This window comes from Azospirillum sp. UFLA03-27 (assembly GCF_059803775.1).
In genome coordinates this window covers 1-666 of record NZ_JAUQTX010000539.1, presented here as the reverse complement: position 1 = coordinate 666, position 666 = coordinate 1, and the positions used below count along the sequence as shown (strand labels likewise).

Below are 666 nucleotides of genomic sequence, written 5' to 3'. Positions count from 1 at the left end.
AGAGATCGGGGGATCAAGCGGCCAGCGGCGCACCGGCGACCTCAACCCAGGCAGTGAAGGCCTGGGTGCGGGCGGCGCGGTAGTCGGAGGCGGGGCGGTGGTCGCGGCGGAGATGGAAGAGGTTGGCGATCGGGTCATGGATAGACAGAAAGCGCTGCCTCTGTCGGGGCGATTTGAAGCGCTTCATCTGCCGTTCGCGTCGCCAGGTCGGTTGGTGCGAGTTCTCGGCCCGGTTGTTGATGCCCTTGTGCTGACGGTGCTCCACCCCCGGCATGATGGTCCGCTTGGCCGCGGCGTAGGACTTCAGCTTATCGGTCACCAGCACCCGCGGGGCGCGGCCCTGCTTTTTCAGCAATTTGCGGAGCAGGCGCTTGGCCGCCTTGGCATCGCGCCGGCTCTGCACCAGCACATCGAGCACGAAGCCATCGCGGTCGACGGCCCGCCATAGATAATGTTTCTTGCCAGCGATGGTCAGGACGACCTCGTCGAGGTGTCATTTACCGCCCCGGCGTGGCCCCCGCCGGCGCAACCGGTCCGCGATCTCGCGGCCGAACTTCAAGGCCCATTGCCGCACCGTCTCATGGCTCACGGTGATGCCGCGGGCCGCCAGCATCTCCTCGACCATGCGCAGGCTCAAGGGGAAGCGGAAGTAGAGCCACACCGCCG

At 66.7% G+C, this 666-nt stretch carries 1 pseudogene; it reads right to left on the bottom strand.

The window, feature by feature from the left end:
- Positions 1-13: 13 nt before the first annotated feature.
- Positions 14-666 (bottom strand): annotated as a pseudogene (locus Q4I23_RS32960) (IS6 family transposase); the annotation flags it as partial.